15 protein-coding genes are annotated in these 20,905 nt (G+C 71.5%); 11 read left to right on the top strand and 4 right to left on the bottom strand.

Annotated features, from left to right (window positions below; all coding sequences use genetic code 11):
• The first annotated feature begins 99 nt into the window (after nucleotides 1-99).
• From xylB to SCK26_RS31895, 8 genes are all read left to right on the top strand, one after another.
• Nucleotides 100-1,545, top strand: a complete 1,446-nt coding sequence (xylB, locus tag SCK26_RS31930) for a xylulokinase (protein WP_318204812.1) — start codon at nucleotides 100-102, stop codon at nucleotides 1,543-1,545.
• A gap of 51 nt (nucleotides 1,546-1,596) precedes the next feature.
• Nucleotides 1,597-2,805: an ROK family transcriptional regulator gene (locus tag SCK26_RS31925; RefSeq protein ID WP_318204811.1), complete on the top strand. Its 1,209-nt coding sequence runs from the start codon at nucleotides 1,597-1,599 to the stop codon at nucleotides 2,803-2,805.
• 531 nt (nucleotides 2,806-3,336) lie between these two features.
• On the top strand, nucleotides 3,337-4,821 hold the full coding sequence (locus tag SCK26_RS31920) for an APC family permease (protein ID WP_318204810.1): 1,485 nt from the start codon (nucleotides 3,337-3,339) through the stop codon (nucleotides 4,819-4,821).
• 82 nt (nucleotides 4,822-4,903) lie between these two features.
• A complete protein-coding gene (locus SCK26_RS31915) occupies nucleotides 4,904-5,917 on the top strand; it encodes an acetamidase/formamidase family protein (protein WP_318204809.1) in 1,014 nt (337 codons plus the stop codon).
• A 221-nt stretch (nucleotides 5,918-6,138) separates the two neighbouring features.
• The gene (locus SCK26_RS31910; RefSeq protein ID WP_318204808.1) at nucleotides 6,139-6,744 is read left to right on the top strand and encodes an N-acetylmuramoyl-L-alanine amidase; all 606 of its coding nucleotides are present in this window, start codon (nucleotides 6,139-6,141) and stop codon (nucleotides 6,742-6,744) included.
• Nucleotides 6,745-6,813: 69 nt separating this feature from the next.
• Nucleotides 6,814-8,118 (top strand): GAF domain-containing protein, encoded by a 1,305-nt coding sequence (locus tag SCK26_RS31905; RefSeq protein ID WP_318204807.1) that lies wholly within the window; start codon nucleotides 6,814-6,816, stop codon nucleotides 8,116-8,118.
• Nucleotides 8,119-8,174: 56 nt separating this feature from the next.
• Nucleotides 8,175-9,698 (top strand): aldehyde dehydrogenase family protein, encoded by a 1,524-nt coding sequence (locus SCK26_RS31900; RefSeq protein ID WP_318204806.1) that lies wholly within the window; start codon nucleotides 8,175-8,177, stop codon nucleotides 9,696-9,698.
• 384 nt (nucleotides 9,699-10,082) lie between these two features.
• Nucleotides 10,083-10,997: an MBL fold metallo-hydrolase gene (locus tag SCK26_RS31895; RefSeq protein ID WP_318204805.1), complete on the top strand. Its 915-nt coding sequence runs from the start codon at nucleotides 10,083-10,085 to the stop codon at nucleotides 10,995-10,997.
• Nucleotides 10,998-11,423: 426 nt separating this feature from the next.
• Here SCK26_RS31895 and SCK26_RS31890 read toward each other — a convergent pair whose 3' ends face one another.
• A complete protein-coding gene (locus SCK26_RS31890; protein ID WP_318204804.1) occupies nucleotides 11,424-12,320 on the bottom strand; it encodes an RNA polymerase sigma-70 factor in 897 nt (298 codons plus the stop codon).
• Nucleotides 12,321-12,659: 339 nt separating this feature from the next.
• Here SCK26_RS31890 and SCK26_RS31885 point away from each other — a divergent pair, with 339 nt between their 5' ends.
• Nucleotides 12,660-14,894 (top strand): endonuclease, encoded by a 2,235-nt coding sequence (locus SCK26_RS31885; RefSeq protein WP_318204803.1) that lies wholly within the window; start codon nucleotides 12,660-12,662, stop codon nucleotides 14,892-14,894.
• A 63-nt stretch (nucleotides 14,895-14,957) separates the two neighbouring features.
• Here SCK26_RS31885 and SCK26_RS31880 read toward each other — a convergent pair whose 3' ends face one another.
• Nucleotides 14,958-15,209 carry a hypothetical protein gene (locus SCK26_RS31880; RefSeq protein ID WP_318204802.1) on the bottom strand — a complete coding sequence of 84 codons (252 nt, stop codon included), beginning with the start codon at nucleotides 15,207-15,209 and terminating at the stop codon, nucleotides 14,958-14,960.
• Complete coding sequence (locus SCK26_RS31875) at nucleotides 15,206-16,525, bottom strand: S8 family serine peptidase (RefSeq protein WP_318204801.1); 1,320 nt, start codon at nucleotides 16,523-16,525, stop codon at nucleotides 15,206-15,208. Before SCK26_RS31875 ends, SCK26_RS31880 begins: the two co-directional genes overlap by 4 nt.
• Nucleotides 16,526-17,005: 480 nt before the next feature.
• Between SCK26_RS31875 and SCK26_RS31870 the strand changes: the two genes are divergently transcribed.
• Together SCK26_RS31870 and SCK26_RS31865 are read left to right on the top strand one after the other, a co-directional pair.
• Entirely contained in the window at nucleotides 17,006-17,629 is a 624-nt protein-coding gene (locus tag SCK26_RS31870; RefSeq protein WP_318204800.1) for a lasso peptide biosynthesis B2 protein, read from the top strand.
• Nucleotide 17,630: 1 nt separating this feature from the next.
• Nucleotides 17,631-19,451: an asparagine synthase-related protein gene (locus tag SCK26_RS31865; RefSeq protein WP_318204799.1), complete on the top strand. Its 1,821-nt coding sequence runs from the start codon at nucleotides 17,631-17,633 to the stop codon at nucleotides 19,449-19,451.
• Here SCK26_RS31865 and SCK26_RS31860 read toward each other — a convergent pair.
• Complete coding sequence (locus SCK26_RS31860) at nucleotides 19,435-20,736, bottom strand: hypothetical protein (RefSeq protein WP_318204798.1); 1,302 nt, start codon at nucleotides 20,734-20,736, stop codon at nucleotides 19,435-19,437. The genes SCK26_RS31865 and SCK26_RS31860 overlap by 17 nt on opposite strands.
• Nucleotides 20,737-20,905: the final 169 nt, after the last annotated feature.

Genomic DNA, 20,905 nt, shown 5'->3' with positions numbered 1-20,905 from the left:
GCGCACACACCGCTGGGAAGAGACAACATGTCTTTCGCCAGCCGGATGTCTTCATCACCCACCGCAGAACCCGCGGAGCCGCGGAAGAGGGAGAGCCCGATGTCAGCAGCCGAGGGTCCGCTCGTCGTCGGAGTGGACACGTCCACCCAGTCCACGAAGGCACTGGTCGTCGACGTGGCGACCGGGCGGATCGTGGCCAGCGGCCAAGCGCCGCACACCGTGACCAACGGGGCCGGCCGGGAGAGCGACCCGCGCCAGTGGTGGGACGCGCTGCGCACGGCGCTCGCCCAGTGCGGCGAGGCGGCGCACGAGGCGGCGGCGGTCTCGGTCGGCGGCCAGCAGCACGGCTTGGTCACACTGGACGAACACGGTGAGCCGGTGCGTCCGGCCCTGCTGTGGAACGACGTCCGCTCCGCCCCGCAGGCCCGCCGTCTCGTCGAGGAGCTGGGCGGCCCGAAGGCATGGGCCGAACGCACCGGCAGCGTGCCCGGCGCCTCCTTCACGGCGACGAAATGGGCGTGGCTCGCCGAGCACGAGCCGGAGGCGGTCCGCGCGACCCGGGCCGTCCGGCTCCCCCACGACTACCTCACCGAGCGCCTGACCGGGCAGGGCACGACCGACCGCGGCGACGCCTCCGGCACCGGGTGGTGGGCGTCCGGCACCGAGGCGTACGACGAGGAGACCCTGGCGCACATCGGCCTGGACCCGGCGCTGCTGCCCCGGGTCGTGCGCCCCGGCGAGGTGGTCGGCACCGTGCGCGACAGTCACGACCTGCCGTTCTCCAAAGGCACGCTGGTGGCCCCCGGCACCGGTGACAACGCCGCGGCGGCCCTGGGCCTCGGCCTGCGGCCCGGCACGCCGGTGCTGAGCCTCGGCACCTCCGGCACGGTCTACACCGTCTCCGAGCGCCGCCCCGCCGACCCGACCGGCACGGTGGCGGGCTTCGCCGACGCGCGCGGGGACTGGCTGCCCCTCGCCTGCACCCTGAACTGCACCCTGGCGGTGGACCGGGTCGCGGCACTGCTGGGCCTGGACCGCGAGGCGGTCGAGTCCGGCGGCTCGGTGACCCTGCTGCCGTACCTGGACGGCGAGCGCACCCCCAACCTGCCGCACGCCTCCGGACTGCTGCACGGGCTGCGCCACGACACCACGGCCGGCCAGCTGCTGCAGGCGGCCTACGACGGCGCGGTGCACGCGTTGCTCGGGGCCCTCGACCTGGTGCTCGACTCGGACGCCGACCGCGACACCCCGCTGCTCCTGATCGGCGGCGGGGCACGCGGCACCGCCTGGCAGCAGACCGTGCGCCGGCTCTCCGGGCGCCCCGTGCAGATCCCGCAGGCCAGGGAACTGGTCGCCCTGGGCGCGGCGGCGCAGGCGGCCGGGCTGCTGACCGGCGAGGACCCCGCGGCGGTGGCCCGTCGCTGGAACACGGCCGCGGGACCGGTGCTGGAGGCCGTGGAGCGGGACCGGTCGACGCTGGAGAGGATCACCGGGGTACTCTCCGACGCGGCCCCGCTGCTGGAACGGCGGCCCGAGACCGACTGACCAGGCCGCCCGCCCACAGCCGGGCGGCAGACAGCGAGGATTGACGCAGGCATGACCGCACCGCTGCACGAGGCGCGCCCGCCGGGCACAGGGCGCGCCCTGCCGGACACCCAGCAGGGCATGCGCCGGCGCAACCTCGCCCGGGTGATGCACGCCGTCAGCGCGGAAGGGTCGCTGTCGCGGGCGGCGGTCGCCTCGCGGATCGGTCTGACGCGGGCGGCGGTGTCGACGCTGGTGGACGAGCTGGTCCGCTGGGGCCTGCTGGAGGAACTGGGCCCCGAGCGACCCGGCCGGGTGGGCCGGCCCGGGTCGGCGCTCGCGGTCAGCGGCCGGGGCCCCGCCGGGATCGGGGCCGAGATCGGTGTCGACCACCTCGCGGTGTGCGCGGTCGACCTGCGCGGCGAGGTCCGCGCGCGGGCGGTCCGGCGCGGCGGCAACCGGGGCCGGGCACCGGAGCCGGTGACCGAGGAGCTGACGACGCTGATCCACCAGGTGGTGGCGGAAGCCGAGCGGGCGGAACTCTGGCCCGCCGGGCTCGCGGTCGCCGTGCCCGGACTGGTGGCCAGGGACGGGCGGACGGTCGTACGGGCCCCGAACCTCGACTGGCACGACACCGACCTCGGTGCCCTGCTGCCCGGTGGCTGGCCGCTGTCCGTGGACAACGAGGCCAATTTCGGCGCGCTGGCCGAGCTGTGGCTCGGTGCCGGGACGCCCGGTGACTTCCTGCACGTGTCGGCCGAGATCGGCATCGGTGCCGCGGTCGTCGTGGACGGCCGGCTGCTGCGCGGGAAGCGGGGATTCGCGGGCGAGCTGGGCCATGTGCCGGTACGGCCCGACGGGCCTCCCTGCCCATGCGGCAGCCGGGGGTGCCTGGAGCAGTACGCGGGTGAGGAAGCGGTACGGCGCGCGGCCGGGCTGGAGCCCCGCGAGGACCTGGTGGGCCTGCTCGCGGAGCGCGCCGGGGCCGGCGACGAGGGTGTCCGGGCCGCCCTGCGGGACGCCGGCACGGCCCTGGGTATCGCCTTGACCGGGGCGGTGAATCTGCTCGATCCCGAGACCGTGGTCCTCGGCGGGGCCCTGGCGGATCTCTCGCCCTGGCTGCTGCCGGCGCTGGAAACGGAGCTGACGGGACGTACGGCGGGCCCGGCCTGCCCGGTGACGGTGTCGCCGCTGGGTCCGCAGGGCCCGCTGCTGGGCGCCGCGCACTCGGTCGTCCGCGCGGTGCTGGACGATCCGGCGGTGGTGGCGGAACGGTCCTGACGCCGGGCGCGGACCGGGACCGGCCGCGCGGCCGGGGGCCGCTCGGCCTGCGGGACCCGACGGCCCGGGGCCGCCGTCTGCCTCGTGCGGGCTGACGCGCGTGGGGCTGCGGAAGTCACGGCACTCGCCGCCGCGTGGGCCGTTGCCCGGGAGTCCGCGTGCGGGCTGATGCCCGCGTGGGCCGTTGCCCGGAGGGCCCGCAGGAGAGCGCGTGGCCTGCTCGCCGGTGTACCGCAGGATGGGGGCGCGGCCTGTTGCCTCGCCGTATCCGCAGGCCGGGCGCGTCGCCGGTCGAGCCCGTGACTTCGGCCTGCCGGCGGTCCCGGCCGCACCCGATCGGGTGGCCGAGTTATCCACAGGCGGCGGGTTGTCCACCGAACCGTGGCGGACCCTTCTGCCCAACCACCCCGCGCCGTACCGTGATTCACGCGAGGCCAGCCGACGGGTCGTCACCTCCGTGCGGCAGGCCGGCGGAAGCGGAGACATGCTCGGGCCGACGGACGGCAGCTGACAGACGCATCGGGAGCGCACATGCACGGGAAGACGGCCGGGACGCTGCGGCGTGACGCCATCGGCTTGCGCGACGTCCTGTTCCAGAGCGTCACGGCGATGGCTCCGGCCGCCGCGGTGGCCGCGTCGATCCCGTCCGGTGCCGTCTTCGCGGGCGGCAGCCTGCCGCTGTCGGTGCTGATCGCCTTGGTGGCCTGCCTGTTCACCGCCTCGTGCGTGGCCGAGCTGGCCCGGGAGCTGCCCGCCGCGGGCTCGGTGGCGACCTACGCGGCGCGAGGCCTGCACCCGGCCGCCGGTTTCCTCGTCGGCTGGGCCTACGTCTTCGTGGAGATGCTGGTGCCGCCACTGCTGCTCCTGCAACTGGGCTTCACAGCGGCGGGCACGCTGCACGCGGAGTGGTCCGCGTACCCGGCGGACCTGTGGTGGCCGTGGGCGCTGGCGGGAGCCGTGGTGATCGCATGTGCCGGTTATCTCGGCGTCCGCGCCTCGGCCCGTTTCGGCACCGTCCTCGGCGTCTTCGAGATCCTCGTCCTCCTGGTGTTCGCGGTGCTGCTCATCAGCGGGGCCGGCAGCGCCAACACGCTGTCGGTGTTCGGCACGTCCCACACCGCCGACGGGTACGCGGGGATCTCCGGGGTGTTCGCCGGGTCCGTGTACACGGTGCTGGCGTTCGCCGGGTTCGAGGCGGCCGCGCCGCTCGCCGAGGAGACCCGCGACCCGCGGCGGACGATGCACCGCGCGGTCCTCGGGGCGGCCCTGGGCATCGGCCTGTTCTACGTGCTCACGACCTACGCGATGACCGTCTACTTCGGTCCCGACCGCTTCGCGGCGTTCGGCGCATCGGGTGAGGCGTCCTGGGAGGGCGTCGCCCGGGCCTCGTTCGGTCTCTTCTGGGTGCTGCTGTTCCTCGCGGTGGTCAACTCCACGATCGCGAACGCCAACGCCTGCGCGAACGTCTCCACCCGCACAGCCTTCGCCCTGGCCCGCGTCCGCGTCCTGCCCGGCGTGCTCGCCACGCTGCATCCCCGGCACCGCTCCCCCGTCGCGGGCATCGCCGTACAGACCGTCGTGGCGGTCGGCGCGGTCTTGGGCCTCGGCCTCGGCTACGACCCGGTGACGGCGTATCTGCTGCTCGCCACGGTGATCGTCACGGTCGTCGTCGGTGTCTACATCGTCGTGAATCTCTCCTGCGCCGGCTATTTCCTGCGGTCCCGCCGGGCGTCTTTGAAGCCGGTACGGCACCTGCTGTTCCCGGTGCTGGGCAGCGCCGCGTTCGTCCCGGCCCTGCTGACGGCCGCCGGCCTGCCGGTGTTCGACTTCGTCACGGAACTGACGGCTCCGGTGTCCTACGCCGGTCCGGTCGTCGGCGCGTGGCTCGCGGTGGGTGTGCTGGTGCTGCTGGTGCTGATACGGCGGCACCCCGAGCGGATAGCCGAGACCGCCCGGGTGCACCTCGACGCCCACGACGCCGGTGCCGACCGGCAGGACGGGACCGAGGTCCGCTGACCCCGTCCCTCCGGCGGGCGGCGCAGCCCGCCGGCCCGATGCACCGACGCCATGATCGTCCCCAGAAGGGAGCCATGCCGCGATGACCGACCCCCGGATCCTCACCGTGCGCCCGGAACCGGACCAGTACGCCTGGACGTTCGGCGGAGCGCCACCCTTGGCGCGGATCACCCCCGGCACGGTTCTCGACCTGTACACCGAGGACTGTTTCGCCGGCCGGGTCCGCTCCGAGAAGGACCTCGTGTCCGAGGTGTGCGAGTTCCCCTACCTCAATCCGCAGACCGGCCCCTTCCACATCGAGGGCGCCGAACCCGGTGACACCGTGGCGGTGCACTTCGTCTCGATCGAACCGGCCCGCGACTGGGCGGCGTCCACGACGGTCCCGCTCTTCGGCGCGCTCACCTCCACGCACACCACGGCCACGCTGCAGCCGCCACTGCCGGAATGGGTCTGGATCTGGCAGCTGGACCGCGCCCGCGGGACCGCCCTGTTCCAGGCGCGGGACAGCGACATCCGGGTGGAGCTGCCCCTGGACCCGATGCACGGCACGGTGGGCGTGGCCCCCGCCAACCTGGAGGTCCGCTCGGCTCTGGTGCCCGACGCCCACGGCGGCAACATGGACACACCCGAGATGCGGGCCGGTGTCACCTGCTACCTGGGCGTCAATGTCGAAGGCGCCCTGCTCAGCCTCGGCGACGGGCATGCCCGGCAGGGCGAGGGCGAGACCTGCGGGGTGGCCGTGGAGTGCGCGATGAACACGGTGGTGGTCGTGGACCTGCTCAAGGGCGTCACCACACCGTGGCCCCGGCTGGAGTCGGACACCCACATCATCTCGACCGGTTCGGCCCGCCCGCTGGAGGACGCGTTCCGGATATCGCAGCTCGACCTGGTCCGGTGGCTGGTGGCCGACTACGGCTTCAGCGAGCTGGACGCCTACCAGTTCGCGACCCAGGCGGTCGAATCACCGCTGGCGAACGTGTGCGACACGAACTACACGTGCGTGGCCAAGCTCCGCAAGGAGTGGCTGCCCGCACGGGAGACGTACCGCGGCGTGCACGCACGGCTGCGGGAGACCGCCCGGGCCCTGCGCCGCTGACGTCCGAGCCGTAATCCGAAACCGAACCTCCGTTCCCCGAGCGGCTTCCTCCCTCGGCTCCACGTCGCGAGGGGTCGCCTCCCAGCGGGTCCTTTCGAAGGGCTGCCTCCCCGACCGGGCTCCTTCCCAAGGGTCTCCCGCCCGAATTCCCAAGGATTCCCCGCCCGAACGGACCTCCCTCCCAAGGCATACCGAAAGGCCTCCCCGAAAGGCATACCGCCATGGACCTGGACCGAGCCGAACCCCGCCTCAGCCGACGACGGCTGCTGAAGGGCGCGGCACTCGCCGCCGTCCCCTACGCATTGCTCCCCGACGCGCGTGCCGGTGCGCAGACCCAGTCCGCCGACTACCCGCCCGCCGAGTGGCGGCCGGCGAGCACCGCCAACTACACGGTGTCCGGCCGCCCCGGCACATACACCGTCGACCGTGTGATCATCCATGTCACACAGGAGACGTACACCGACGCGCTGGCGATCTTCGCCGACCCGCAGAAGAAGGTGTCCGCCCACTATGTGGTCCGCTCGTCGGACGGGCACATCGCCCAGTGCGTCCGTGAAGCCGACATCGCCTGGCACGCGGGCGACTGGGGCTACAACACGCGCTCGATCGGCATCGAGCACGAGGGCTGGGTGGATCAGCCCCAGTACTTCACGAACGCGCTCTACGCGCAGTCGGCGAGGCTGACGGCGGCGATCTGCGCCAAGTACGGCATCCCCCGGGACAGAGAGCACATCATCGGCCACTATCAGGTGCCCGGCACGGACCACACCGACCCAGGGCCGTACTGGGACTGGGTGCGCTACATCAGAATGGTCAACTTCTCCTGACCGACCACACCACGGCAGCTTTGCCGTACCGCCCTCGTCACAGCCGTATCACTGCCCGGGGGGGCCGAGTTGACCGATCCGTGGGTTGCCCTGGAGCCGGGGACCGACCCCGCCGAGCGCGCCCGGGAACTGCGCCGCGCGCACGAGACGTTCACCTCGGTGGGCACGGTGCCGCGCCCGGTGCGGTCGGTGGTGGCGGAGTCCTGGCGGCGCAGCGCGCGGGCCGGTGTGGGCCCGGACGGCACCGCCAGTGTGGAGCTGACCGGCGGTGACCTGGGCACCTACCGCGCGGAGCATCCGCTGGCCCGGGTGATGCCCCTGTTCCGGGAACTGATGGGCACGTTCGCCGCCGATGGCGAGCATCTGCTGGCGGTGTGCGACGCGCAGGGCAGGCTGCTGTGGGTGGAGGGACACGCGGCGACCCGGCGCCGCGCGGACCGGATGAACTTCGTGCCCGGGGCCCGCTGGTCGGAGGGCGCGGTGGGCACCAACGCGCCGGGCACCGCCGTCGCCGTGAACCGGCCCGTGCAGGTCTTCGCCACGGAGCACTTCATACGGCGGGTGCAGCCGTGGACCTGTGCCGCCGCCCCGGTGCACGATCCGCGCACCGGGCGGGTCCTGGGGGCCGTGGACATCACGGGCGGGGACGGGCTCGCCCATCCGCACAGCCTCGGCTTCGTGCGGGCGGTGGCACGCGCCGCCGAGGCCCACCTCGCCCTGCTCGCCCCGCCCAGGCCCGAGGAGGTGCCGCTGCTCACCGCGCTCGGCCGGGACGAGGCCGAACTCGCCCTGGGCGGACGGCGGATCAGGCTCAGCCGCCGGCACAGCGAGATCCTGGTGCTGTTGTCCCGGCATCCCGAGGGACTGAGCGGTGACGAACTGCTGTGCGCGCTGTACGCGGACGAGTCGGTGACACCGGTGACGCTGCGCGCCGAACTGGCCAGACTGCGCAGGCTGCTGGGCCCGGGGCTGCTCGCCTCGCGGCCGTACCGGCTGGCGGCCGTGGCCGAGTCGGACGCCACCGTGGTGGAGCGGCGGCTGGAGACGGGCGCGCTCACCTCGGCGGTGGCGGGGTACACCGGACCTCTGCTGCCGGGCTCGCAGGCCCCGGCCATCGTGCGGCTGAGGGAGCGGCTCGCCGAGGGACTGCGCACGGCGCTGATCGCACACGGCGACCCGGACCTGCTGGCGGACTGGGCGCACGCACCGTGGGGCGAGGACGACCTGGAGGTGTGGCGGGCCCTCGCGGCGCTACGGCCCACCGCATCGGTGCGGGCCCGGCTCGCCGCGCTGGAGGCGGAGCTGGCGGCGCCGGCCGGCTGGGCAGCGGCCCGGGCCGGCAGCGCAACGTACTCGCAACGTCCGCTTGCCTAGCCTCGGGCCGAGAGCTGCCCAATGGCGGGCAGCGCTTCACCGGGAGGCAGACCAGGATGACTCGTTACGCGGCGCCGGGCACCGAGGGCGCGATCGTCTCCTACCAGGCGCGGTACGACCACTTCATCGGTGGTGCGTATGTGCCGCCGGCGCGCGGGCAGTACTTCGAGAATCCGTCGCCGGTCAACGGACAGCCGTTCACGGAGATCGCGCGCGGCACCGCGGAGGACGTCGAGCGGGCGCTGGACGCCGCGCACGCGGCGGCGCCCGGATGGGCCCGTACGTCGGTGGCGGAGCGCTCCGCGATCCTGCTGAGGATCGCGGAGCGGATGGAGGCGCACCTGGAGCCGCTCGCGGTGGCCGAGAGCTGGGAGAACGGCAAGCCGGTGCGGGAGACGCTGGCGGCCGACATCCCGCTGGCCATCGACCACTTCCGCTACTTCGCGGGGGCGATCCGGGCTCAGGAGGGTTCGCTGGGTGAGATCGACGACGACACGGTGGCGTACCACTTCCATGAACCGCTGGGTGTCGTCGCGCAGATCATCCCGTGGAACTTCCCGATCCTGATGGCGACGTGGAAGCTGGCGCCGGCGCTGGCCGCGGGGAACGCGGTCGTCCTCAAGCCGGCCGAGCAGACCCCGGCCTCCATCCACTACTGGCTGAGCCTGGTCGCGGACCTGCTGCCGCCGGGCGTGGTGAACATCGTCAACGGCTTCGGAGTGGAGGCGGGCAAACCGCTGGCGTCGAGCCCTCGGGTGGCGAAGATCGCCTTCACCGGGGAGACCACGACCGGCCGGCTGATCATGCAGTACGCCTCGGAGAACATCAAGCCGGTCACCTTGGAGCTGGGCGGGAAGTCGCCGAACATCTTCTTCGACGACGTGTGGGCGCACGACGACGACTTCCGCGACAAGGCGCTGGAAGGCTTCACGATGTTCGCGCTCAACCAGGGCGAGGTCTGCACCTGTCCGTCCCGCGCTCTGATCCAGCGCGGCCACTACGCGGAGTTCCTGGAGGCGGCTGTCGAACGCACCCGGCGCATCACGCCGGGCCACCCGCTGGACACCGGCACGATGATCGGCGCGCAGGCCTCCAACGACCAGCTGGAGAAGATCCTCTCCTACCTGGACATCGGCCGCCAGGAGGGCGCGAAGGTCCTCACGGGCGGTGAACGCGTGGAGTACGAGGGAGAGTTGAAGGGTGGTTACTACGTCCAGCCGACCATCTTCGAGGGCGACAACCGCATGCGGATCTTCCAGGAGGAGATCTTCGGCCCGGTCGTCTCGGTGACCTCCTTCGACGACTTCGACGACGCCATGAAGATCGCCAACGACACGCTGTACGGCCTGGGCGCGGGCGTATGGAGCCGGGACATCAACACCGCCTACCGCGCGGGCCGCGCCATCCAGGCGGGCCGCGTGTGGACCAACTGCTACCACGCCTACCCCGCGCACGCGGCGTTCGGCGGCTACAAGCAGTCCGGCATCGGTCGCGAGACACACAAGATGATGCTGGAGCACTATCAGCAGACCAAGAACCTGCTCGTGTCGTACTCACCGAAGAAGCTGGGCTTCTTCTAGGCAGAAAAAAGGGCGCCTGACCAGGCAACATGCCGGTCAGGCGCCCTTCTCGAACCTCGTCTGGGTCACAGCGCCACCCTTCAGGCTCGGCAGGCCGCACCCGGACGCGTGGAGGCGGCATCGGGCCTTCTTCGAGTGGCTGACCTCGCCGGCTCCACGTCGCAGGCACCTTCCTCTGGTCCACCCGCTGATCCGAACGCACCTGCCGGACCCGTCAGGTGACCGCCTGGGCCGATCCTCGGCGTGATCGGTGGAACGAGGCGGCGCGAGGAAGCAAGGGAGCTGTCACAAACCTGGTTGCCGTCCGGTCATAGGGCTGACTGGACGGTATGCCCCATGGCGCCGTCGACGTCCTCGGTCAACTCTTTCCAAGAGGAGAACAGCATGATCCAGGCCGACATCGCACGCCTCGACGCCCAGGGGCACGACGAATTGGTTCCGTCGCGCTACCCGTTGAAGGTCGGCGACATCGACGTGATGGTGATCAGCGACGGGGTGCTGGCGATCACCCCCGAGACACTGGCCACCAATGCCGCCAAGGCCGAGTTGTCGGCCTGGCTCAGGGGCATGTACCTGTCGCCCGAGGTGATCGACTACCCGCTGAATGTGGCGGTGGTGCGCAGCGGTGACCGGACCATCCTCATCGATTCCGGGCTGGGGACGGAGTTTCCGGGCTTCCCGCGGGCCGGGCAGTTGGCCGTGCGACTCCACGCCGCCGGGATCGATCCCGCGTCCGTGACCGACGTGCTGCTCACCCACTTGCACATGGACCACATCGGTGGGCTGCTCGTCGAAGGGCTGAGGGGCCGGTTGCGCCCGGACCTGCGGGTCCACCTGGCGTCCGCCGAGGCCGAGTTCTGGGAAGCGCCTGATTTCTCCCGCACCGCCATGCCGGCACCGGTACCGGAGGTGCTTCGAACGACCGCCTCGCGGTTCCTGGACGTCTACCGCGGCCGGCTGCGGCCGTTCGAGACGGAGTACGAGGTGGCGCCAGGAGTGAGGATCTGCCGCACCGGCGGTCACACTCCCGGCCACAGCATCGTCCGCCTGGAGTCCGGCGGCGAGCGGCTGACGTTCGCCGGTGATGCCGTGTTCCAGTGCGGGTTCGACAACCCGGAGTGGCACAACGGGTTCGAACACGACCCCGAGGAATCAGCACGCGTCCGGATCCGTCTCCTGACGGAGATGGCGGCGAGCGGCGAGCAGCTGGTCGCGACCCACCTGCCGTTCCCGTCCGTCTGCCACGTGGCGGTCGCGGGCAACGCCTTCCGTTTCGTACCGGCCGTCTGGGATTACTGACCGCACTTCGGAAACACCGCTTCTGGCGGCTGTCGGTGGGAGAGGGATGTCGTGGTCATGCGGGCAGGACGCCCGTATCGTGCGGCGACACCAGCTCACGGATGGGCAGAGGTGCGAGATCGAACCCCTCCTGCTGAGCAGCGGGAAGCCGCGTGAGCGGTGGGTGGGGATCAACACAAGGTGATCAACGGGGTCCCTGGCCGGCCGGCTGCGTGCGTCATCGTCGCCGGTCGGCCGACGGCACCTCGAAGGCCGTCCGCGAGGTTGCAGAGCGAGGCGGATGCCGACGACCGGGACGGGTGGCACCACCCATCAGGTCATCCGCGCGACAGAGGGAACAGTCGTGCCGGGCCCCCGGAGACCGGCGGCCCTCAGGCGGCCGCCGATGCCCACCCGGTGCTGCCGAGAGGAACATCCGGCCGTGGGTCAGTTGTTGAGGGACGCAACATAGGAAGACAGTTTGTCCGGGTTCATCACCCACATGATCCGGTCGATGCCCTCTGCGGACGCATCGATGGTCAGCAGGACCACAGCGTTGCCACCGGACGAGACGAGCACTGCCGGCCGGCCGTTCGCCTCGACCCACTCCGTCTCTGTCGACGGCCAGAAGCGCGGCGCGAACGCCGCGAGGTAGCGGGACACGTGGGTCCGGCCGACGACCGGGATCTTGGACGCGCCGCGGATTCCGCCTCCGTCCGAGTAGCTGACGACGTCCGCGGTCAGCACGTCCTCCAGCACCGAGAGATCGCCCGCCCGGGCCGCGGCGAGGAACACCTCCAGCAAACGCCGGTGGGCCGCCGGGTCGACCCGCTTCCCGCGTTCGGCGGCCAGGTGTTTGCGTGCCCGGCTCACCAGCTGACGGGCGTTGGCCTCCTTCGTCTCCAGCATCTCGGCGATCCGCCCGTAGGGGTAGTCGAAGGCCTCTCTCAGCACGTAGGCGGCGCGCTCCACGGGGTTGAGCTTCTCCAGCAGGAGCAGCACCGCCAGCTCGAGGGCCTCGGCCCGTTCCGCACCCAGTTGCGGATCCTGTCTGGTGTCGACCGGCTCCGGGAGCCACGGACCGACATAGGTCTCCCGGCGAACGCGTGCGGACTGCGCCAGATTGATCGCCAAGCGGGTGGTCACCGTGGTCAGGAACGCGGCCGGCTCGTGCACGATCGCCCGGTCGGTGTTCTGCCACCGCAGCCAGGTCTCCTGCACCACGTCCTCGGCCTCCGCGGCGCTGCCCAGAATGCGGTACGCGATGCCGAAGAGCTGCGGACGCGCGGAGATGAAATGCTTCGTCGCCTGAACGAGGGTGTCGCGAGAGCCACCGGCATCCATGGAACGGTCCCTTCTGACCGGGTTACCGACCATGCTACAAGTGGCACACCGAGTCGCCTGCGGCCGGCCCATTTCCCCAACTCCCCGCGCACCGCCATCAGTTCGATACCGACCGGGAACGCAGCGCCGCCACCCGCGCCGCCCATTGCACAGCCCAGCGCGCTGGACAGCCAGGCGGTTCCGGGCCGGCCCGGCCACGTCCCCGGCCTGTCCGGGCGAGATGGTTGACCGGGTGACTTTTGAATCAGCGACCATCTTCGGCGACCATCCGCACGAGAAGAAATCACCGGTGACCGGTGGACACAATGGAGGAGGGGAACGGAGCGAGGGAGACGTTCGATGATCACCGTAGAACACGTTCCCCAGGCGGAAACGGATTACCTGGCGCAGTTGGAGAAGGCCGCGAAACGCTTCGCCGACCGGTCCCCGCAGCGAGAGGAAACTCTCCGGACCATCGAGAGCCGGGGCGTGCTGTACGCCGATGAGCCGGGCCGGGTCAAGAAGCGGCTGGCGCGCCTGAACGCCGACTGGTCGCTCGCCAAGGCGATCGAACAGATACCGACGGAGCCCGTGACGACGACCGGCAGCACGCTGCCGCTGTCGCCGGATGTGTTCGGCGCCGATGTCCTCGGCCTGGAACGCCTCATGGGACGTAACAACCTCACCGGCGTGGCCTTCCTGGAGGGCGGGTATCTGGCCGCGCGGTCGATCGGGCGGGTCTCCGTCCGCACGCCCGAGGGCGGACATCACGGCACCGGTTTCATGGTGTCTCCTTCCCTCCTCCTCACCAACAACCACGTACTGCGGAGCCCGGAGGAGGCAGACGGTGCCGTCGTCGCGTTCAATTTCCAGGCAGACAGGGACGGGCGCCCGCTGGTCCCGGTGACCTTCGGTCTCGAACCCCATGATTTCTTCGCCACCGACCGCGATCTGGATTTCACCGTCGTCGCGGTGGCCGAACACAATCAGGAGGACGCGCGGCTCGCCGACTTCGGCTGGCTGCCCCTGGACGGGGCGCAGGGAAAGGCGATCCTCGGCGAATTCGTCAACATCATCCAGCACCCCAACGGCGAGCCCAAGCAGCTCGCCCTGCGCGAGAACCAGATCGTCGACCTGCTGGACCTGTTCGTCCACTACGTGACCGACACCGCGCCGGGCTCCTCCGGGTCCCCGGTCTTCAACGATCAGTGGGAAGTCGTCGCACTGCACCACTCGGCCGTGCCGGAGACCGGCCCCGACGGCCGCCCCCTGGCCACCGACGGAACACCCTGGCGGCCGGGGATGGGCGAGCACCGGCTGGCGTGGAAGGCCAACGAGGGAGTGCGCGTCAGCCGCGTGCTGCAAGCGCTGAGCCGGCTCACGCTGACGGGGAACGCGGGCCGGTTGCGCGACGAGTTGTTCCAGCCGCCGGGCCCGCCACCGCGCGGCGAGGTCGCCCCGCCGACAGCGGCGAGGCCGAAGCCGGACGGATACGTGCCGGACGGATACGTGCCGGACGGGTTCGCACCGGACGGTTCCGCACCGCTCGCCTCCGGTACCGCGGTCGGCATCACCGTGCCGCTCCGGATCACCGTCGGCGTCGACGTGCGGGCGCCCGAACAGCGCGGCCACGACCGGCTCTCCGGTCCGCGCCCGGCTCCGCCGACCGCCGCCGGCGCCGTCGCAGCCCCGGCGGGACGGGTGGCGGGAGGCTCCGCCGTCACCGACGCCGCCGCGCAGGACCTGGACGCGGCCCTGCTCAACCTCCGGCTCGGTGAGGCGCGCGCCTACTACGTCCGCGATGACGACCGTGCCGCGCGGGACGCCTACTACGCGCACGTCGACGCCGACTCGGACGGCGAGGCACTGCGGCAGGCCCTGACCACGCTGCTGGAGGAGACCCACGGGCCCCGCCCCTCCTACAAACCCGCACGGATGCTCTACCCATGGGTCGACCTCCATCCCGACCGCCTGCTGCGCAGCGTCTACTCGGGCAAGACCTTCACCGCGGAGGAACTCATCCGCGCCGACGCCGCCGCCGAGGCGGCCCGGCTCCAGGGCGTGCAGGAGTTCCTGTCGCGCGAGAGCACGGCGAGCGCGGACGAGCTGATCGCGGAGCTGGACGCCCTGGAGGCGGCGTTGCCCTTCAACTGCGAGCACGTCGTCCCGCAGTCATGGTTCGCCAAGCGGGAGCCCATGCGAGGTGATCTGCACCATCTGTTCGCGTGCGAACCGGCGTGCAACAGCTTCCGCGGCAACTACCCCTACATGGACTTCCCCGGCTTCGACGAGGCCGTCCGGGCGGACTGCGGTATGCGCGAGAAGTCGGGGTTCGAACCGGAGCACAGCAAGGGCGCCGTCGCCAGAGCCACCCTGTACTTCCTGTTGCGCTACCCCGGCCTCGTCGGCGACAGGCCGGCGGAGTTCCCCGAGGAACGACTGCCCCTCCTCCTGGACTGGCACGAGAGCGAACCCGTGTCCGAGTACGAGTTGCACCGCAACGCCGCCATCGCCGGGATACAGGGGAACCGCAATCCGCTGATAGACCATCCGGAGTGGGTTCGCAGCATCGACTTCTCCGGTGTCTGGCCCTGACCGAGCGCGGAGACCGACCGGGACCGCACGCAAAGGCCCGACCGAGCGCGGAGACCGGGCACGTCACTCGTCCGGCGGCTCGGGCGGCGGGACGGGCGGTGGGAGACGGATCGTGCGGGACCGTTCGACGGCCTCCACGCCTTCCACCGCCCGCAGCAGGGGAATCCGGTCCTCCGCGATGGTGCCGGCAGCCGTGCCGATGAGCGGCTGCTCACCGGTCACGGTGAGGCCGACGGCCTGTGCCGCACGCATCGTCTCGGCGAACCGCCCGGGGTCGACGGACAGGATGACGTCCACCCGCGGGGATTCGGTCACGGAGTCTGCCCCAGGCCGGCGCCGACGTTCGCGGGGAGTTGCGCCAGCCGGTACGCGCCGGAGAGCAGGCGCTTCTTCAGTTCGGACGCCATGGCGTCCGGCGCCCCCTGGGCCAGCAGCGCGACGATGCCCGCGACGTGCGGAGTGGCCATGCTGGTCCCACTGATCGTGTTGTAGAACTGGGGCATCGGCCAGGCGGAGCGCACCTCCACTCCGGGCGCGGCGATGTTGATCTCGGCACCGATGAGGCTCTGGCCGCGGCAGGAGAACGGCGCCACGTCAAGTGCCTTGCCCACAGCCGCGACAGCCAGGATCGAGGGGCAGTTGGCCGGGTGGTTGACCGGCCCGCCGTCGTTGCCCGCCGCCGCGACGATCAGCGTGCCGGCGGTGACGACCCGCTTGGCGAGGCTCTCGAAGACCGGCGAGAACAGCTGCCCGGGACTGACCGGGGCGCCGAGCGACATGGAGATCACCTTCGCGCCCTGGGACAGCGCCCAGGCGATCCCCGCGAGGATCTGTCCGTCGCTCCCGCTGCCCTGATTGCTGAGCACCTTGCCCGCCAGGATCTGCGCCTCGGGCGCGACGCCGTAGCGCGGCCGCTGCTGCGGATCCGCCGGGCCCGCGGCCGTGCCGATGCAGTGGGTGCCATGGCCGTTGCCGTCCTGCACGGACTGTCCCGGCACGAAGGACGCCGTGCCGGCGATGCGCGGGGAGAGATCGGGGTGTTCGGTGTCCACTCCGGTGTCGAGCACGGCGACCTTGACGCCCTGCCCGGTCAGGTGGGAATGGTTGGCCCGCACGGCTTGCAGGCCCCAGGTGTGCTCGGTCTCGTCCCAGGCCGGGCCCAGCGAGACGGCCATCGCCGCCGTGGTGTGCCGCTCCAGGACGTCCTCGTCGCTGCGGTACGTGGGGTAGTACCCCTTCACCTCCCGCGAGCGGTCCGTGATCGTCGAGATGTAGACCAGTCGCTCGGGCTCCGCGGCGATGATCGACGGTTCCTCCTGAGCGGCCGTCACCAGCGCCTCGCGCTGGTCCGGTGCCACGTCGACGACGGCGACGCCCAGTTCCGGGAAGAGCGCGGTCACGTCCGGCTCTTCGAGGATGCGCAGGGCGTTCTCCGTCTCGGCACCCCGCACCTGTTCCGCGGCCGCGATGCCGGCCTGGGAACGCAGCGCCTCCATGCCGCGTTCCTCTTCCTGGCAGTCGAGAAGTACGAGGTACTTTCCCGTGTAGGCGTTCTCGCGCTTGAGGACGCTCTGGTCGTGAAGTCCGAAATGCTCGCCGCCCTCACGGCGGTCGAATGATCCGTTCGTCATGGTGTCTCCGCTCCGACTGCCCCCGTGATTTCCGGTGACCGCCCCGGCCGCACGCCCGAGACACCTTCGGCGGGCGGATACCGCACGTCCGGTCCGTACGGTGAGTCGGCGCGTCCGAGCCTGCCTTGTCGCCCTCCTTTCCACCCTCATGCCGCCCACGGCCGTACGCAACTCGTCCGGAGCAGTCCCGTACCCGCCACCCGCGTAGCGGACGCGGACTGGTCCGATTGCGGGAAATTCCGGGCGTAGTAGCCTGAAATCGTCCGCACTGCCTGACCTGGAGGTAGGCCATGTTTCTCCGACTGTTGCGGCGCCGCCGTGTGACGTGTGGACTCGTCCTTCTCGGCAACGGCCGTCTGATCCGGGGTTTCAGCGGCGGCATGTACGACGGTCACGGTTACCTGTCCTGATCCCGTCGACGCAGTGGGCCGGGGCCCGCCGCGCGCCCGCCGCGGCGGGCCCGATCCTGGAGGATGACCGGTGGCGGAGGATACCGACGCGCTGCGCGCCATGAGCCGGCTGCTCTCACCGCATTGCAGGGTCACCAGGTTGTCCGACGGCGTCCTGATCGCCGACTGGAAGCGGACGCGTTTCCTCGCCATGACGACGGCGGACCTCCGGGGGTTCGCCGACGCGGGCTCCGCAAGACGCGGCGAACTCGTCACCGGCCTCGTCCGTGCCGGCTGCGTGCCGGCCCGCGGAAAAGAGTACGCGGATGCCGAGGTCGGGCTATGGCTGCGCGGCGTCCATCTGCTGATCCGGGTCATCGGGTTCGGGAGGGTCCTGCGGCTCGTGTCCCTGGCCGCCCCCGAATACGCCCGCGCGGACCCCGCCCCGGCCGAGGTCGTAGCACGGCTGAAGTCAGCGGTGCAGTCGTACGGCCGTGGAAGCTGGTTCGTCGACGACGACTGCAAGGCCGAGGCCGTGACGGCTTTCGTCCTGCTGCGGCGCCAGGGCCTGAAGGCGGTGCTGCACGTCGGTGTGCGCGAGCACCCGTTCGCCCTGCACGCCTGGACGTCCGCGGCCGGCCTGTGCGTGCCCGACGCGGACCCGCGCGGGCACGTGTTCGCGCCGGTGCTCTCCATCGGCGGCGGAGGACAGTGACGTGCGGGCCCTCCTTCTGGAGTGGGCCGGTGCCACACCGAGGCTCTCGGTGTCCGCGGCCCTGGCACGGCGGGGGCTCGTGACGACGGCGGCCTCGCCGGCCGGCACCGCGGTGGTCGTCGGCTGGGCCGGCTCGGCCCGTGACCGCGTGGCGGGCGCGCGCGGTCTGCTCGACGCCTTCGCCCGGCCGGGAGCCTCGCCCCGCCTCCCGGCCGGCGACTACGCGGCCGTGCTGGTCTGCCACGACCGCATCTTGCTGGTACGGGACGAGCAGGCACGCGTCCCTCTGTTCTTCCGGGAATCCGGCGGCCGGGTGAGCGCGGTCAGCACCTCGGCGCGCCACCTCGGCGAGGGAGCGGAGCTGGAACGCCGCTACTTCTGCCGGTACCTGACCGGGGCCGCGGCGCAACCCCACTGGGAACTCACCCCGTTCCGCGGAGTGCACCGGGTCCTGGGCGGCGAGGTGGTGGAACTCTCGCTCACCGGGCGGCTACGCGGCCGCGTACCGGAGGGCCACCGCCGGGCGTACGATCCGCCGGCTCCCGCAGCGGACGTCGCCGGCCTCGGCGACGCGGCGCGGGACCTGCGCCGCGCGCTGGAGAACGCCGTCGCTCGCCGTCTTGGCAAGGTGACGGCATGTCACGTCTCCGGCGGGACCGACTCCACCAGCGTCGCGTTGCTCGCGGCACGTCTGCTGGCCGCGGAGCCGGGCGGCCCGGGAGACCTCGTCCTGCTCGCCGGGCGCTTCGGCACGGGAGAACTGGCCGGGGAGCGGCCCTATCTGGACGAGGCGATGGAAGGGGTCCGCCTGCACGCACCCGGTGCCCGCCTGGTGAGCGTCGACGCCGACGACGTGTCCGACTTCGACGACTTCGAGCGCCATGCCGCAGACGCCGACGAGCCGCACGCCCACGCTTTCCGGGCCCCGTTCTGGAGCAGGCTGCACGCCGCCGCAGCCGGACTGGGCTGTGACGTCCTCCTGACCGGTTGCGGGGCCGATCCGGTCGCGGACGCCAACCCGCTGCACCTGCACAGGCTGGCCCGCACGGGACAGCTGCGGCGGATGGCGAGGCAGGCGCGTGCCTGGGCCTCGGACGGTGAGCGGGGCCTGCGGGACGTCGTGACCGCCAATGTCGTACGGCCGGCCCTTCCGCTGGCGACCGAACGGGTCACGGCGGTCCTCGGCCGGCGGGGAACCGTACTCGGCGGCCTCGGCGGCTTCGCCCGGCCCCCATGGCTGCGGCGCGACTTCGCGCGGGCCCACGGCTACCGTGAGGCCAGCGTCGCCGAGGCCCGTTTCGTGTTCGGGCGCAGGCCGGAGGAGTCCCTCTACGACGCGGCCAACTACATCGCCGCGCCCGACCCGCTGTCCTGGCGCCGCGCGCGGCAGGACGGGTTCCTCCTCTCACACCCCTTCCTCGACCCGGAGGTCGTCGCCACGATGCGCCGCCTGCCCGCCGAGGCGGTGTTCCGTCCGGGCCGTCCGAAAGCGGTTCTGCGCGAGGCGATGGCGGATCTGCTGCCGGAGCGGATCCGCGGCCGGACCGCCAAGATCCCTTTCGATGAGTTGTACGCGCGCGGCCTGCGGACCCACGGCGACGGCCTCATCGACTTGTGCCGCTCCGCGAGCCACCCGCTGGTCATGGAGATGTTCGACGTCGAGACGCTGTGCCGGGCCGTGCGGGAAGCACGCCTCGGCCTGGGGGACGCCTACTCCTGGGACCGCGTGAACAGCGCTCTCGCCCTCGTGGTGTGGCTGGAGGGAATCGGCCGGTGCCACCTCACGCACGACACGGCCGTACCGGTCATTTCCGGTTCTTGATGTCCCACAAGGTCTGCTCGTACGGCCCTGTCGCCGCTTCGGCGATCCCGTACCGCGCCACCAGCGCGGTGGTCTCCTCACCAGGCGGGACGCGGGCCTCCTCGCCTTTTCGCGCGATGTTCTCGCTCAGGCTGACGCCGTGCTCGTTGAAACGCCAGTAGACGGTGACCCAGCGGGCGTCCCTGGTATGCCTGTCGATCGCGTTGTTCTCGTACACCCTGCCGCTGAAGACCACGGCGTTGGTCTTGTCCTGCGTCACCCAGTCGGGCACATCGACACCGTGCCAGGTGTAGCCAATGCGTGCCAGTTGGTCCAGGCGGAGCCGGTCCTTGCGCGCGAAGGCCGCGGTGGCGTAGAAGGTCAGCTGGTCGTACGGCGTTGTCATGGGAAGCTGCACGACGGTCTGCGCGGTGAGCTTCTCGCCCGGTTCGATCCATGCCCCGGTGGACAGCCACGGCTGCGCCGCCAGCAACTGGCCGCGCTGGTGGATCTCCCGCCGGGAGAGGGGATGCATCTGCTGATCGGCGACGCTCCACTGCTCGGCGTCATCGCGCCACTGCTCGTCCAGCCGGTCCTTCCGGCTCAACTGCACCTTCTCGCCCATGGTGTGGAATTCGGTTCCGAGCATGTAGAAGCCCACATCGGAGTGGTTCTCGAGCTTGATGTCGACCGGCACGGCGAACGCATCCCGGTCCCGGCGGATCACGGCCTTCCCCACGGACAGGGCGATGAGCGGCTTGGCCCCGCGCTGGGTCGGCTGGAAAAGGTGCTCGTAGCTGAAATTGGCCGCTGCGAGAACCGCGGAGCCGATCACCGCCGCCGCCAGCCGCCTGGGAGCGGGAATGGAGATCCTCGACTGGTACACCATGACGACAGCACACGCGGAGCCGGCGGCGAGCAGGCTCCACGCCACCAGATAGAGCAGGGACTCACCGTCCTTCCACGTCTCGAACAGCAGCATGAGGTTGGCCACGAGCGCCGCGAACGCGCCGAGCAGCGCGACCGTCCCGGAGTAGGGGAAGCTGCTGTGGAACCAGTGGTCCACCACGGCCGCGGCTCCCGCAAGCGTCAGGATCCCGAGGATGGTGAGGGCGGCGCCGGTGATGCGGCCCGGGTAGGTCAGGGCCTCGGTGAGGTCCTGGATGCCGAAGATGCCCAGCAGCACCGTCGTCGGGACGAGCACCAGCAGGATCAGCATCATGGCCAGCGGTGACCGCCCTGTGGCGGTCGGGGTCCACAGCGCCCGCAGGCGTGAGCGGATGCCGGACCCGAGGGGTGTCTTCACACGATCACCTCCGTGGCCGGGCGGTCGGTGACCCGCCGGCCGCGTCCACAGGGCCCACGGGATACCTCCTGCGACCGTCGTCGGGGCACTCCGGTGACCTCTCGCCACGTCGGGGCTGGAGCACCATCGTCCTCGGTGATCGGTCCGCTCACCATCCGGATGCCTCCGG

Source organism: Streptomyces sp. SCL15-4 (assembly GCF_033366695.1).
Classification (GTDB): Bacteria; Actinomycetota; Actinomycetes; order Streptomycetales; family Streptomycetaceae; genus Streptomyces.
The sequence above is the reverse complement of the archived record's forward strand: the minus strand, read 5'-3'. Positions and strand labels throughout refer to the sequence as shown.

Excerpts from the sequence above, each read along its gene's own strand:
- SCK26_RS31915 (WP_318204809.1), top strand. The coding sequence starts at position 4,904 with ATGACCGACCCCCGGATCCTCACCGTGCGCCCGGAACCGGACCAGTAC.
- SCK26_RS31890 (WP_318204804.1), bottom strand. The coding sequence starts at position 12,320 with ATGGATGCCGGTGGCTCTCGCGACACCCTCGTTCAGGCGACGAAGCAT.
- SCK26_RS31885 (WP_318204803.1), top strand. The coding sequence starts at position 12,660 with ATGATCACCGTAGAACACGTTCCCCAGGCGGAAACGGATTACCTGGCG.
- SCK26_RS31920 (WP_318204810.1), top strand. The coding sequence starts at position 3,337 with ATGCACGGGAAGACGGCCGGGACGCTGCGGCGTGACGCCATCGGCTTG.
- SCK26_RS31895 (WP_318204805.1), top strand. The coding sequence starts at position 10,083 with ATGATCCAGGCCGACATCGCACGCCTCGACGCCCAGGGGCACGACGAA.
- SCK26_RS31925 (WP_318204811.1), top strand. The coding sequence starts at position 1,597 with ATGACCGCACCGCTGCACGAGGCGCGCCCGCCGGGCACAGGGCGCGCC.
- xylB (WP_318204812.1), top strand. The coding sequence starts at position 100 with ATGTCAGCAGCCGAGGGTCCGCTCGTCGTCGGAGTGGACACGTCCACC.
- SCK26_RS31910 (WP_318204808.1), top strand. The coding sequence starts at position 6,139 with ATGGACCTGGACCGAGCCGAACCCCGCCTCAGCCGACGACGGCTGCTG.
- SCK26_RS31875 (WP_318204801.1), bottom strand. The coding sequence starts at position 16,525 with ATGACGAACGGATCATTCGACCGCCGTGAGGGCGGCGAGCATTTCGGA.
- SCK26_RS31900 (WP_318204806.1), top strand. The coding sequence starts at position 8,175 with ATGACTCGTTACGCGGCGCCGGGCACCGAGGGCGCGATCGTCTCCTAC.